The following is a 14,117-nucleotide window of genomic DNA, read 5'->3' as shown; positions in this document are numbered from 1 at the left end:
ATGCAAAAAAAAGCACCATTCAAAAAGAATGGTGCTTTTTCAAGAGTGGGTTGAATTTAATCTATAAGATTATTCACCACTAATGCAATATTTTCGCGATTGAAATCCAGAATGTTTTGTTCACCGCCTTCTTCCACTACAATTGTTTCAAAGCCCAGGGCGTTGGATCGGAGGATTCCTCCAAAGTAGCGGTATATTTTGGTTTTATAGGCCAATTCATCCACTCGGTTCAAATTGATGGTGGCATTGGTATTGGGGCAGCAATCAGCCCCTCTTTTAAGAATCAGGGATTTATTTTGATGATTAAATGAAACTACAACACGATTCGCTTTTTCAGCATCGTTATTTTCCGATGCCATAGCAACGCTTCCTAAACCTAAAAAGAAAAACACTGCGATCATTTTAAAAGCTCTCATCACGGTAAAATTTACAAGGTAAAAAAAATGTAAAAAGGGAGGTCATCTTGGCCTTTTGTCCCTTTGATGTTATGAAGGTAGGTAGGATTATTTAAATGTCAAAGCCTCTGTGAGGACCTGGGAGATTGTTGGGTTTTCAACATTTCGACTTTAAGGCAAAGTACATTTCGGGCAGCTTGTTTTTACCGGGAAAGCGGAATAATATTGTCCTTTCTCACGATTGTCCTTATAAAATTTTTTTCAAAAAGTTCACAATAAATGTATTTCGTAAAATAGGCACTAAAAATTAGCTTAAAATTAACAAATTCGTAAAGTAGGAGCGAGACAAGTTAGCTTGCTCCTAAGTGACCGGAGTAGGTGGGTAGAACGGGTGAAGGAGGGTGATTTTTCAAAGGGTGGGGGGAATTAGCCAATTGAATTTTTTTGAGATTTTTCCCTGATGTACAAAAAAAAAACTCCTGCCTTTACAGCAGGAGTCCCAATTACCTATAATGCTTATCCTTTAACCTTATTACTTTCTAATTCATGGCCTGTTCTACTACAGAAGAAAGATTTTCTCTTGTAAATGGAACAGAAGTGGTTTCACCGTTTTTCTTTAAGGTAATGGTGTTGAAAGCCATATTTTCCGCTTTTAACAAGCCACCGAAATAACGGTAAATTCTGGTTTTATATGCCAGTTCATTAACTCTTGTCAGATCAATCATGGTACTGATCACATGATCTGCATGCGCCTCCATAGATAAAACTAAATCAGCATTTTCGTGATCAAAGCTCACGATCATCATGTCGACATTGGCCTCACCCACAACAGCATCTCCTGATGGAGGAGTAGTAGCATAAGCGCTCCCGCTTATCATAAAAAGTGCTACTAAAATTTTAAGGGCTTTCATGACTGAAAAGAATTGAATAATTAATGATCCTTTATGTTGTCATCAGTAGTGTTTTATTCCCTGATGACATTACAAATGTACATAGTAATTTTTAAAGAACAAGTCCGCTCGAAAAACCTTAAAATACGGCCTGTTTAGAGAATTTTGCGGGAATGGTAAATACCATAATTTATTTTGTTTTGGTCAAAAAGGACACCTTTTATTCTGTTTGGGGTGATTTGGAGGCTTTTTAATTTTTTTTGAAATTTTTAAAAAAAAACTTTCTATTTGGGCTTTAGTGTTGATTATTTACCTGATTTACGCTTAAATATTACGGATTTATTAAATGTTAGTGGGCTAATTATGAATTTTTCAAAAACAGATAGATTCTGTGGTGTTTTCGATAATCTTACTGTGAATTGATTGTTAAGGTGGAAATTGGGGAGAGAATACAGCCTGCCTAAAATTTTTCCTTAATTGTACTTTTTGAATATTTATGACTTTTATCACAGATTGGTTTTAGTGATTAAAAGGAAGACTTTAGGAAGTGAAATAATCCGTTTCTGGAATTAAATTGCGAGCGGGGCTGAAAAATCGAAATTTTATATGGTTTGATGCTGGGCAAGGGTGTTTGATTAGTTTGGATAGGGTATTTTAAGGGGTGTTATGGTGATATTTCCAATGTGAAGGTTTCAATTGCCCGGATAATTGCGAATTTGGGAAATCCTTCTTTTGAAGCTTTAGGTGCATTGCATAAAAAAAGGAGTCTTTTGACTCCCGTTTTTTTATTCGTATTGGTTATAAACTTTGTGTCCTCCTTTCAAAAGGAATTGATCCCGTTTGAAAATTTCCATATCGCTTAATACCATATCTTTTACCAGCGCCTGTAAATCATATTCCAGTTCCCAGCCTAACTTGGTTTTGGCTTTGGTCGGATCTCCTATTAGTAAATCTACTTCGGTGGGGCGGAAATATTTCGGATCCACTTTCACAACCTCTGCGCCTTCCGGTAATTGGTATTCCCCGGAACAGCTTTTCACCCGTCCTACTTCTTTGACACCTTCTCCTGAAAATTCCACCTCAATGCCTAATTCCCCAAAAGCCATTTTTACAAAATCACGAACAGTGGTGGTTACCCCTGTGGCGACCACATAATCTTCCGCTTCATCCTGCTGCAGCATCAGCCACATGGCTTTTACATAATCTTTGGCATGTCCCCAGTCCCGCTTGGCGTCCATATTTCCTAAGAAAATGGTTTCCTCCAGCCCAAGGGCGATTTTTGCGGCCCCACGGGTAATCTTTCTGGTGACGAAAGTTTCTCCTCTTAAAGGAGACTCGTGATTAAAAAGAATACCATTACAGGCGTACATATTATAAGCCTCCCGATAGTTCACCGTAATCCAGTAGCCGTACATTTTAGCCACCGCATAGGGGGAACGAGGGTAGAAAGGAGTGGTTTCTTTTTGTGGGATTTCCTGCACTAATCCATAAAGCTCCGAGGTTGAGGCCTGATAGAATTTGGTTTTTTTCTCCAGCCCCAATAACCGAATAGCTTCCAAAATTCTTAAGGTACCCACCGCATCAGCATTGGCCGTATATTCAGGAGTGTCGAAGGAAACTTTTACATGGGACATGGCCCCAAGGTTATAGATTTCATCCGGCTGTACCTCCTGAATAATGCGGGTGAGGTTCATGGAATCGGTTAAATCACCGTAGTGTAACTTAAAGCGGATATCCTTATCGTGCGGATCCTGATAAAGGTGGTCAATGCGGGAAGTATTGAATAAAGAGCTTCGTCTTTTAATACCGTGCACCTCATAGCCTTTTTCCAAAAGCAGTTCCGCCAAATATGCTCCATCTTGTCCGGTTACACCGGTGATTAGCGCCTTTTTCATAAAAATATGTTTGATGATGTAGGGATTAATATAATACCCTGAAGCGAATGGTATCAGGGATATTTTTTAAATCCTGAACCACCTCATCATCGTATTGTTTGTCTATTGCCGTGATTAAATAGCCTATAGACTCATTTGTTTTTAAATTTTGTCCCAAAATATTACATTTATGCTTAGCGAACACCTGGTTGATGTTGGCCAAAATCCCCGGAACATTACGGTGAATGTGAATCAGGCGGTGTGCACCTTCAATTTTACCCAACTGAATTTCAGGGAAGTTGACACTGTTTAAAGTGGAGCCACTGTTCACATATTGGGCTAATTTGGTAGGGACGAAGTCCGCGATATTTTCCTGCGCTTCTAGTGTAGATCCGCCAATGTGGGAAGTGAGAATGGTATTTCTGCATCCGATCAAAATAGACTCAAAAGGATCATCATTACTTCTTGGCTCGGATGGGAATACGTCCACAGCGGCTCCCAGCAATTTGCCGGAATCAATATTTTCCTTCAGTGCCTCAATGTCCACCACATGGCCCCGGCTCAGGTTAATGAACACAGATCCGTTTTTCATCAATTTGAATTCGCGTTCCCCAAAGAAACTCTTGTTTTCAGGGCGACCATCTACGTGCAGGGAAACCACATCTGCAATAGAAAGTAAGCCTTCCATCGTTTCGCATTTGGTGACATTACCAAGCGGTAGTTTTTCGCCCAAATCGTAATAGTAGACATCCATACCGGCTGCTTCTGCCAAAATGGACAACTGTGAACCAATATTGCCATAGCCAATGATGCCCAGTTTTTTTCCACGGATTTCGAAACAACCCTTGGCTGTCTTGCTCCATTTCCCCTGGTGCATGCTGATGCTGGCATCATGCACATTTCTCATCAACATGATGATCTGTCCCAAGGCCAATTCCACTACGGAGCGGGTGTTAGAGAATGGGGCATTGAAAATAGCTATTCCTTTCTCTGTACAGGCAGGGAGATCTATTTGATTGGTGCCAATACAGAATGCGCCCACCGCAATTAATCGATCGGCAGCCTCTACCACTTTTCGGGTCAATTTAGTTTTGGAACGCAGGCCTAGGATAGAAACCCCTTTGATTTTCTCCAGAAGCATGTCCTCATCCATGGCTGCCGGATAAGTTTCTACATGGAATCCATCTTTACGAAGTGCCTCTGCCGCATTAGGATGTACGTTTTCCAGTAATAAAATCTTAATTCGGGACTTGGGGTAGGAAACGGCTCCTTCAATTTTTAAGTCGTAAAGGATTTCGTCCAGACTAGGAGCTTCGTGATCTGCAACCTCCAACACTCTTTTACGGCTCACATTGGCGGTGAATGCATAAAAACGATCCGCCAGACCCGCCTGGCGAATTTCATAATCCGTATAGCCATCACCAATCACATAGGTGAACCCTTCCAGTGTCAAAGCTTTGGCTACGGTCACTTTTCCCTGATTTCCGGATAATGGATTTTCCTTATTCATACCGATAATGCGGTTTTCAGGGCCAAATACAAAGCGGTTTGCGAAAATATTGGACTCCGGAATTCCGTATTCTCCTACTACAGGAGCAATCAGTTCAAAGAAACCATTGGAAACAATGTAAATGTTCTCCGCATTTTTTTTGAGGAATTCGGCATTTCTCTTGAATGAAGGCGTCACTAAAGCTTTAAGTTCCTCTACAGTTTCGGCAATGAGGCTTTTATCTGCTTTTAGTAGGTTCAGGCGGTGATTGATGGATTCTTCAAAAGAAATTTCTCCATTCATCCCCCGGTCTGTTATCGCTTTAAAGGTCGAAATAAGTTCTTCAGCATTTGCAGCTCTGGAAAAGGCCTTATTGGCTAAAAAGTCCAGAGACTCCACTTGGATAAAGGTGCTGTCATAGTCAATGATGAAATTGTTCTGCGCTTCCATGGATGAATGGTTGTTTGGTAATATTAAAAATGGAAATTCCTTATTTAATTGTTAATTTTCAAATGTTTTATCTATAAAACGAGATTTTTCACAACTATTTCGCTTCTGGTTTTAAAATTTCGAAACGGTGAATTTTGTATTTTTTATGGAGGGCAATCAGGTGTTCCTGAATAATAGCAGCCTCCGTGGTGCCCTCCTGAGGGTTGTATTGGATTTGAAAAAGTTTTTCCTCGAACTCAAAACTTGTCAGAGAGTAGCATGGGATACGTCGGTGTTGGGAAATATCCAAGGGAATGGCATTTCCCATTTTTTTAATGATAATCTTTAAAATAATGGATCTCATGTACCAAAAATACAGAAAATTATCAATTGAGGCATTTTTGATCCTAATAATACTGCAGCGAGTGCGAGCGCTGTTTTTAAGCAGTTGATTAATAGGGTTTTTGAAAAAAGAAGATCATACTATTTATATGGAAAAGCATAGAAGGGAATTTCGTGCTGCTGATCCGAATTCATTTAAGGCAGAACATCCTCCATTTATTTTAGCTATTTTACCATTTTACCACTTTTCTTGAATTCCCTTACAATAGCATATCGCAAGTCCTGCGATTGTATCATTTTTTCACTGCCCTGCATGGCTTTCAATACACAATAGCGGATAATATTGGTGATGGACCCACCGGCCAATTCATAATTTCTGGAAATTTCCCATAAATCCACTTCTTCACTTAGGGGGAAATCTTTTGGGAAAGCCTTTTCCCAGAGGGCGTAACGCATGTCTTCATCAGGCATGGGAAAGATGATATTGGACTGAAATCTTCGATTAAAGGCATTATCGATATTACTTTTTAAATTGGAGGCCAGAATAATCAGTCCGGGAAAATCCTCTATTCTTTGTAATAGGTAGGAGACTTCCTGATTGGCGTATTTATCATTGGAGCTATTGGTTTGGGTACGTTTTCCAAAAATGGAGTCGGCCTCATCAAAAAATAGAATCCAGTTTTTGTTTTCTGCGGTGTCAAATAACTGCTTGAGGTTTTTCTCGGTTTCCCCCACCCACTTAGAAACCACCATGCTCAGGTCTATGCGGTAAACGGGCAATTGGAAAGTTTTTCCAATTAAGGAGGCCGTTAATGTTTTTCCGGTGCCGGAAGGACCATAGAAAAGCACACGGTAACCCGGTTTGATTTTTTTTCTTAATTCCGGATGCTGATGTAGTTCTTTCCCATGGAACATCCACATTTTTAATTCTTCAAGACTTTCCAGGGTGTCATGTGGTAATACTAAATCTTCCCAGTCAAGCTCGGTAGAAATTCTGCTGGCGGGGAAATCGGTACTGTATTCCGGTAAATAGGTTTGGCTTCGCACCAATGCTAATATTTCGGCAGTGGGGTAAATTTGTCGGGTATTGGCAGAAAACTGCGGAGAGACACTGGTGAGTTGAACAAGGTTCTGGGTGAAAAGGGCATTTGTGGGATCGAAAAGGGTTAAAAAACTAATCCGATCTTTCAATTTATGTCCCAAAAGTAAGAATAATATCGTCTCAATGGTCGGGTAGAAAAGGGGCTGTTCTTTTTGAAACTGTCCGCCCACCGCGGCAAAGGTAATGGGGTTTTGTTGGAGTAAAAACACGAACCTTTGAAAGGTCGGGGGGTAAAGGTGGGGAGCTACCGCGCAAAGTAAAATAAAATACTCAACAGGGTTGAGTTCTGGCTCAATTTGATCTTTAAATGCTGACTGAATATATAATTGAATAATTCTTTCCGGATCAATACCCTTGAATTGTCTGAATTCTCCTTCAAGTGATTGATTATCAGGGAAATTTTCTTCAATTATTTTAATGAGCGATAGGATGTCGCTACTTATTACCCCTAGGTTTTGGTTATTAATTTCCATTTATCTTCTAATTCTAAGGGGTTAATTTAAGATAATTATAAAAATATAAATATATTGATTAAGTATAATTGTATTAAATAATATGAGATCACTTCGGCCGGATCATAATATTGGGAATAATCCAAGGAATGGCTTGCTCCACAACGATCCACTACATCAATATCAATACCAGTCGCCAGATTTTCGAACTTTGGCTGATGAGTTGCTTATGGACCCATACCAAAGCTATGATCACCGGCAGTATGATGCCCATGAGACGGTCCGTGGGGTGGAGGGTTTGAAAGACGGGAGTATTCGGAGAAATGAAGAGGGTGTTGAAATTACTGGGAAAAATGGGGAGGGGGAAAGCATTCGTCCTATTCACTACAATTCTGAGGAGGAATACCAAAAAGGGCAGGAGCTTACCCAGGCCTTAAAGACGGATGCCGATCGGCACGCGTTTTTTGAGTTTGTGGCGCATAACCTGGCTTATCAGGAGGAGACTACCGAATTGCCCGAAAGACTGAATGATTTGATTGAAAGCTTTGGTTATTACTTTGTGGAAATCAAGCGCGGTAAAAAAGGGTTTCAGTATGCTTATTTGGGCAATGACGAAGGGAACGATATCATTGCATTTCGGGGAACGGAAGTCAGTGAGTTTGATACCATTTTGGCAGATTTGGACCCGATCGCCGTGGGTATGCCGCAATTTATAGCGAATCAGGAATTAATAGAAAAGTTGATTGCCCGCTCCGATGGGAAGGTGGATGTAACCGGTCATAGTCTGGGGGGTGCATTGGCGCAATTGGTGACGGCAAATTATGCCTCCCGTATCGGGCAGGCGTTTATCTTTCAGGCGCCGGGAATTGATACGGCTTCTGTCGAAAAATTTAAGCAAACTCCGGAGGAAGATCGTCCGGAAGTATTTCATCATATTGTGGTGGGCGATTTGGTGGATAAAGCCGGTGATGAAAGTATACCCGGCGTATTTTACACGCATGATTTTGGGACACCCTGGATGACCACTCAACAAATCATGGAGACCAGGCTTTGGGATTTATATGGAACCTTGAAAACCATTATCGCCGGAGTGAAAGAAGGGCATTTAAAACATGTTTTTTCCTCTGATCAGTTTCAGGAACTTCGGCGTACCACGGAGTTAGATGAGACCTATTATTCCAGTCAGGAGCATTTTGCCAAAGGAGAGGGGCTTGGGTTGGAAAAAATTAATGAAGCGGCGGTTATTTCCGGTCATGAATATTATCCATTTCAGTCTGAAAGAGCAGTAGCTGAAGGTGTGAGAGATAAAATAGGTAATGTTGTTAAATTTATTCAGGAGGCTAAGCAGGAGTTAATCGAAATTTTCAAAAAAATAAAAGCAACAATTTTCGGAAAAATTGCCTCGGAAAATCGAACCATGACAGCAGATGAAAAGTATGTGGTGCAGAGTATTGAAACTTTTGATTGGTCAAAAATTGAAATGAACGCCTGATGATCCGTATTTTTTTTATTTTTACGCTCGTTTTAACATTATTGTCCTGTAATACCTCCATGGAAAAGAAGCTAAAAGCACATTTAGAAGAAAAGTATCAGGAAGAATTTCATATTATCAGAGATGAGTTTTCTGCTGTACGTGGTAACTACGGTTTTCAGGCTTATCCATTAAAAAATCCCAATATCGTATTTCGTGGGTATCACGATGAGGGATTTCAACAGTTTATGGATGAATATGATCGTGAGGTCTTTTCCTATAAGTTTAATCGTTACATCAATGACCATTGGAAGTCCAAATTTGGAACCGCTTATATTTATGCTTCCGTAGTGCTTTCGGATGAGCGTTATACGGAGGAGGTTTGGGCGCAATCAGAGGTGTCCACCACAATGCTGATAAATGAGCCTTATGTTTCGGTGAAGATTTTTGCAGATATTATTGGGGAAGTGAATGCGGAGAATCAAACGCAAATGCTGGGGGACTTACAGCAATTGTTGGAAAAGTTTAAAGATCATCCAAAGGCTTCCTTTTGGATAGACTTTAAATTTCTTAAAGCTACTACCCCCAAAGAGGTCGTTGACCGGGGGTTGATCAATAAAACGGTGGAAGTTGAGGAATCATTGGTGCAGCAGCGACTGAATATTATTTTCAAATCAAATAAGCCAGTTTCTGATTTTAATGTGGATACCCTTTTGAGTTTGGTTCGGGAGGTAAGTCCTGGTACTTTTGCCAAAACCAATAAGCGTTTATCCCTTAATCAATAAAATATTCGTCTTAAAAGGAAAAAGGATTCGGTGATTGATCGAATCCTTTTTTTATTCAGATGAAAAATAGTAATTCTCTTTTTGCGGGGCTTTTCGAAGTTTTTATAAGCCGTTTGGCGAAGTGTTTAACCTGCTAAATTCTACTTTGATAGGTATAGAGTTGGTGATATCGGCCTTTTGCTGCGATCAGACTTTCGTGATTGCCCCGCTCCACAATCTCACCTTTCTCCAGCACCAGAATCTGATCGGCCTTTTGGATAGTGCTTAATCGGTGGGCGATTACCAATGTGGTCCGGCCTTTCATCAGATGCGCCAGGGATTCCTGTATCATCGCTTCACTTTCTGTGTCCAGATTGGAAGTGGCCTCATCGAGTATCAATATTTTCGGATCTGCCAATAGCGCCCGGGCAATAGCGATCCGCTGTCGCTGTCCACCGGATAATTTTACGCCTCTTTCTCCGATTAAGGTGTCCAGGCCATCTTCAAAACGATCCGTAAACTCATTCACATAGGCGGATTTAATGGCATTTTCCACCTCATGCGCCTGTGCTTCCGGCTTGGCAAAAAGAATATTTTCTTTGATCGTACCTTCAAACAGAAAATCTTCCTGTAACACCAAGCCCAAATGGTCCCGGTAGGCGGACAGTTTGATGTGAGCAAGTGGCTGATCATCCAGCAAAATTTCACCGGAAGATGGTTGCAGGAAAGTGGCGGTCAGGCTGGCAATGGTGGATTTTCCTGAGCCGGAACTGCCTACCAGCGCCGTTACCGATCCGGAGGGCATTTCGAAGTTGATGTCATGCAGCACTTCTTTTCCTTCCTCATAGGAAAAGTTGACTTTTTGAAAGGAGAAATTCCCCTGGGTATTTTTCAGGTCCAAAGTTCGGTCATTTTCTTCTCCTTCTTTTTCCTGCTGGAAGATTTCTTCCATTCGGTCCAGGCCGGCAAAAGCCTCCGTGATTTGTGTCCCGATGGAACTCATCTGTACAATCGGTGCGACCATAAAACCCAGATATAGCGTAAAGGCGAAAAAGTCTCCGACGGTCATATCGCCCTGAGTGATTCGGTAGGCGCCCAGTCCCATGATGGCCGTGGAAGCTATACCCAATAATAAGGTGGCCGAAGAAGTGATCAGGGAAGTGGAGGTGAGGGTCTTTTTAACATTTTGAAAAAGTCGGTCCACGCCGCTTTCAAAGGTGGTCAATTCAAATTCCTCCGCATTGAATCCCTTCACCACGCGAATTCCACCGATGGATTCGGTCAGCCTTCCGGTAACTTCAGCCTGAATTTTAGAGCGCTCCCGAAAAATAGGGCGGATAAATTTAAAGGCCTGAGTGGAAATTACGGCAAATAGAATCAGGGGCAATAAGGCAAATCCGGTGAGGCTGGGGGAGATGTTGATCAACAGGATTAGCGACAGGATAGCGGTCAAAATACCACCGATTAATTGCACCAGTCCGGTGCCGACTAAATTCCGAACCCCTTCTACATCGTTCATAATTCGCGAAACTACTTCACCGGATTTATGATCATCAAAATAATGCAGCGGAAGCTGAATCACCTGACGGTGAACTTTTACTCTCAGTTCCGCAATGAGTTTTTGAGCTTCTACGCTGAGTAATTTGGTCAGGAAAAAAGAGGTGATCGCCTGTACGGCTACAGCAGCGCCCACGGCCATTAATAAATATTGTAGCAAGTCTAAATTTCCAGGAGTGATGATATTATCAATCAGGTATTTGGAGGCGCCGGGTAACACCAATCCTGCCAGACGATTAATGACAATCAGGATTAATCCTAAAAAGAGCAGTTTTCGTCTGGGCCAGATGATGGATTTGAAAGCGTACTGAATGGAGTTTAGGGAGGTTTTAGTGGTTTTGGACACGAGTATAGTTTATTGTTGATGATATTGATAACCTAATTTATCCAATATTTCGGAATAATAATCAGGCAATGGGGCTTCTATATGAACGTTTTCCCCGCTATGCGGATGAATAAAAGTCAAACTTCTGGCATGCAGCAACATGTTCTCCACGCCTACTTCAGACTTAAAGCCTTTGTTCAGTTTATGGTCCCCATGCTTATTGTCTCCGATAATATAGTGCCGGATTTTGGCAAAATGCTGACGCAATTGATGCGTTCGGCCGGTTATCGGCTGTGCTTCTACCAGAGAAGTTCTGCAGGCCGGATATCTTTCCGATACTTTAAAGGGAGATTCCTGCTGTTCCAGTTTTTTATAAATGGTCAGGGACTCCTTGGGGGTATCATTGAATTCGGACGTCAGGGCTTTGTCAATTTCTCCTTCCTCCGGTGTGTAGCCGCGTAGAACTGTCCAGTATTTTTTGGTGATTTTTCGGTCTGTAATCATTTGCTGGGCCAGCGTGCAATCCTCCGGGCTCAGGGCAAAAAGCAGAATGCCTGAAGTGGCGCGATCCAACCGGTGCACCGGATAAACATAGCGATCCAGCTGGTTTCTCAATTCCTGCATGGCGAAGGTTTTTACGTCCCGGGCAACACGGGATTTATGGACCATCAATCCGGCCGGTTTGTTGATGGCACAAAAGTATTCGTCGAGGTATAATATTTCCAATTCCATGGATAGTGTATTCTGTTCCATATAGCGCGCAAAAATAGGGGCTTGAAACAGGAATTGAAACAGTATGTGCTTATATTCTTTTTATTTCTGAATGGTATGAATCAAAGCCTATGCAAATTCACCGATTGAAATTGTTTTGTAGTGAGCTTCCTGCCCAGTTGTCTTTTTATGAACATATGGGTTTTGAGCTAAGACGGGAGGGGAGTCTTATGGAAATGAAAGCTGGCTGGACGCAGCTCATTTTTCAAGAACAAGTTGGGGCGCCCTATTATCATTTTGCTTTTTTAATCCCCCGGGGAAGAATTCAGGCGGCCCTGGAATTTGTGAAGCAAAAAGGAATAGGACTTTTGCCTTTTGAAGCGTCCGAAATTATTGAATTTACAAATGGCCGCGCGATCTATTTTTATGATCCGGCAGGTAATATCGTGGAGTTTATTGAGCGGCCGGGTTTTGCTGCTTCTGTAAAAGGGGCTTTTTCTTTAACGGAAGTCTTGGGAGTTAATGAAGTGGGTTTGCCTTCAGAGGACCCTTTGGCCTTAGCCCAATATTTACAGACGACTTTCGGCATTAAACCCATAGCACCGGAAAGTTTCCGACCCAATTTCTGTTGGGTGGGCGATCATCAGGGCGTCATGATTTGTGTAAAGGCCGGAAGGAATTGGTTGCCGACCACAAAACCATCTGTGGTGAATGATCTGGAGTTAGAGTGGATTGATAGCGGGGGGCGGTTTTTAGCAAAAGTCAGGAATGGTGTTTTTGAAGAGATAAAAAAAATCCCCTGAGGTGATCAGGGGATTTGAATAATTTTTTTGGTGGCTGATTAGTAAGTCAGCTGACCGATGGCAACATAGGCAGGTGTTTGACTACCGCCATTAGCAATATCTGTACTTTCAAAAGCAATTTCTACCTGACTGACAGCTCCAAGTCCGGTCACATCAATCTGTTCCCATTCAGACTGAATGTAGTCCTGAGAATTGTCTTCAAATCTGTAATCTGCAAGGAAGTGTTCAACCACTCCTGTTTCTTTTCCTTCAGCATCTTTTCCTGTGAAAATCACCTTGAAGTAATCAGGGTCATCTCCGCTTTCGCCTCCGAAAGGTTTTGAAAAAGCATTACCGTGTTTGATGACTAAATAGGCGGTTCCGGTATTGGTAAGCGTGATGGTTTTTAGGTTTACTTCTTGGTCAAAGGTGATGTGATTGGTTTCTTGTGGGTAGGCAATCAAATAATTTTTATCATAATTTGCTGCTGCCACAAATTGATAATTGTAAAAATTGGCATCATTGTCATCCTCCATATCAAAAGTAAGGTCACTTTGGTTAGAGTATGCAAAGCCTTCCCAGCCCCAATAATCCCAGGCCGCTGTATAAGTAAACTGATTAGGTGCATTAAAAATGCCAGACTTAAGATTGGTTAGGTAAGTAAGATCTCCATTTTCTTCTTCTTCCATATCACCTGACTTATCCGAGCCATTCCAGTAGGTCTCCTCCTCTTCAAGCGTCAAATTTGAAAAATCAATCACGGTATCTTTTACCGGATCATCATCATTGTTACAGGCAGACAATACAACAGTAGCCGCCAAGCTCATCAAAAGTAGCGTTCTTTTTAACATTGGTTTTTTGAAAAATACGGAAGGGTGATCCATCTTTCGATGATCGAAAAAATATTCCACTCTAACTCCCGAAAGTGTTTAACATAGTTTACAGGCAGGTCTTCTGGCTCATTCCCATATTCGCCTGGCCTTCCCGACGGTAGTCAGTGGCAGAGGGTAGGCGAACTTGGGGAAATTACAGCAGCGGGTACTGCCCGGGATTTACACCCGGTTCCCTTTTCAACATCCGAGGATGTACCTTAAAAATACTGTGGCGAATTAGTTAAAATTCCAGCTACTAAAAAAGGATTTAGATCATATTATGCAGAATGATTTTGGATACTTTCTATGGCGGCCGCTACAGTTTTCTTGCTGTTCCCGATAAATATCTGATTTTCAAAAAGAATGACGGGGCGCTTTAAGAAAGTGTAATCTTCCAAAATGAGATTTTTAAAATCTTCTTCTGTTAGAATTTGATCTTTTAGTCCTCGGGCGGCATAGTTTCGGGCCCTGCGGCTGAATAAACTTTCGTAATTTCCGGCTAAAGCCTGCATTTCTGCTAATTGGGCTTCCGATATTTTTTCGGTTTTGATGTCTTGCAATTCAAAAGTCTGATCTGGTTGAATTTCTGCAATAATCTTTTTACAGGTACTGCAGGTGGAAAGGTGATATATTTTTCTGCTCATAGAAATGATAATTTTGAA

Annotated in this window: 13 protein-coding genes and 1 riboswitch; of the genes, 3 read left to right on the top strand and 10 right to left on the bottom strand. The window is 41.5% G+C overall.

Annotation, left to right across the window (positions count from 1 at the left end; translation table 11 throughout):
- Nucleotides 1-56: 56 nt before the first annotated feature.
- The 6 genes from AAA970_RS08085 to AAA970_RS08060 form a co-directional block, all read right to left on the bottom strand.
- Nucleotides 57-416 (bottom strand): hypothetical protein, encoded by a 360-nt coding sequence (locus AAA970_RS08085; RefSeq protein WP_338236690.1) that lies wholly within the window; start codon nucleotides 414-416, stop codon nucleotides 57-59.
- Between the two features lie 518 nt (nucleotides 417-934).
- On the bottom strand, nucleotides 935-1,306 hold the full coding sequence (locus tag AAA970_RS08080) for a hypothetical protein (RefSeq protein WP_338236689.1): 372 nt from the start codon (nucleotides 1,304-1,306) through the stop codon (nucleotides 935-937).
- Between the two features lie 764 nt (nucleotides 1,307-2,070).
- A complete protein-coding gene (gmd, locus tag AAA970_RS08075; protein ID WP_053404964.1) occupies nucleotides 2,071-3,180 on the bottom strand; it encodes a GDP-mannose 4,6-dehydratase in 1,110 nt (369 codons plus the stop codon).
- Between the two features lie 25 nt (nucleotides 3,181-3,205).
- Nucleotides 3,206-5,098 carry a phosphoglycerate dehydrogenase gene (gene serA / locus AAA970_RS08070; protein ID WP_053404963.1) on the bottom strand — a complete coding sequence of 631 codons (1,893 nt, stop codon included), beginning with the start codon at nucleotides 5,096-5,098 and terminating at the stop codon, nucleotides 3,206-3,208.
- Nucleotides 5,099-5,192: 94 nt separating this feature from the next.
- A complete protein-coding gene (locus AAA970_RS08065) occupies nucleotides 5,193-5,441 on the bottom strand; it encodes a hypothetical protein (protein ID WP_053404962.1) in 249 nt (82 codons plus the stop codon).
- 203 nt (nucleotides 5,442-5,644) lie between these two features.
- Nucleotides 5,645-6,994: an ATP-binding protein gene (locus AAA970_RS08060; protein ID WP_338236688.1), complete on the bottom strand. Its 1,350-nt coding sequence runs from the start codon at nucleotides 6,992-6,994 to the stop codon at nucleotides 5,645-5,647.
- Nucleotides 6,995-7,076: 82 nt separating this feature from the next.
- Here AAA970_RS08060 and AAA970_RS08055 point away from each other — a divergent pair, with 82 nt between their 5' ends.
- Together AAA970_RS08055 and AAA970_RS08050 are read left to right on the top strand one after the other, a co-directional pair.
- Nucleotides 7,077-8,465 carry a Tle-like phospholipase domain-containing protein gene (locus AAA970_RS08055; protein WP_338236687.1) on the top strand — a complete coding sequence of 463 codons (1,389 nt, stop codon included), beginning with the start codon at nucleotides 7,077-7,079 and terminating at the stop codon, nucleotides 8,463-8,465.
- A complete protein-coding gene (locus AAA970_RS08050; RefSeq protein ID WP_338236686.1) occupies nucleotides 8,465-9,229 on the top strand; it encodes a hypothetical protein in 765 nt (254 codons plus the stop codon). The genes AAA970_RS08055 and AAA970_RS08050 overlap by 1 nt, the downstream gene beginning before the upstream one ends.
- Before the next feature lie 133 nt (nucleotides 9,230-9,362).
- On the opposite strand, the gene AAA970_RS08045 is transcribed toward AAA970_RS08050, so the two are convergent.
- The gene (locus AAA970_RS08045) at nucleotides 9,363-11,111 is read right to left on the bottom strand and encodes an ABC transporter ATP-binding protein (protein WP_338236685.1); all 1,749 of its coding nucleotides are present in this window, start codon (nucleotides 11,109-11,111) and stop codon (nucleotides 9,363-9,365) included.
- A gap of 9 nt (nucleotides 11,112-11,120) precedes the next feature.
- Nucleotides 11,121-11,843, bottom strand: coding sequence for a pseudouridine synthase (locus tag AAA970_RS08040; RefSeq protein ID WP_338236683.1), 723 nt, complete (start codon nucleotides 11,841-11,843; stop codon nucleotides 11,121-11,123).
- 89 nt (nucleotides 11,844-11,932) lie between these two features.
- On the opposite strand from AAA970_RS08040, the gene AAA970_RS08035 reads away from it, so the two are divergent.
- Complete coding sequence (locus tag AAA970_RS08035; RefSeq protein WP_338236682.1) at nucleotides 11,933-12,604, top strand: VOC family protein; 672 nt, start codon at nucleotides 11,933-11,935, stop codon at nucleotides 12,602-12,604.
- 38 nt (nucleotides 12,605-12,642) lie between these two features.
- Here the strand turns inward: AAA970_RS08035 and AAA970_RS08030 are convergent, their stop codons facing one another.
- Nucleotides 12,643-13,434, bottom strand: coding sequence for a DUF4465 domain-containing protein (locus AAA970_RS08030; RefSeq protein ID WP_338236681.1), 792 nt, complete (start codon nucleotides 13,432-13,434; stop codon nucleotides 12,643-12,645).
- A 76-nt stretch (nucleotides 13,435-13,510) separates the two neighbouring features.
- A riboswitch (cobalamin riboswitch) is annotated at nucleotides 13,511-13,691 on the bottom strand.
- Nucleotides 13,692-13,733: 42 nt separating this feature from the next.
- Entirely contained in the window at nucleotides 13,734-14,099 is a 366-nt protein-coding gene (locus tag AAA970_RS08025) for an arsenate reductase family protein (protein WP_338236680.1), read from the bottom strand.
- Nucleotides 14,100-14,117 lie beyond the last annotated feature (18 nt).

Origin of the sequence: Persicobacter diffluens, assembly GCF_036244895.1 — a bacterium.
GTDB classification, from domain to species: domain Bacteria; phylum Bacteroidota; class Bacteroidia; order Cytophagales; family Cyclobacteriaceae; genus Persicobacter; species Persicobacter diffluens.
Note: the sequence above shows the minus strand (reverse complement) of the source record. Positions and strands in the feature narration are given on the sequence as shown.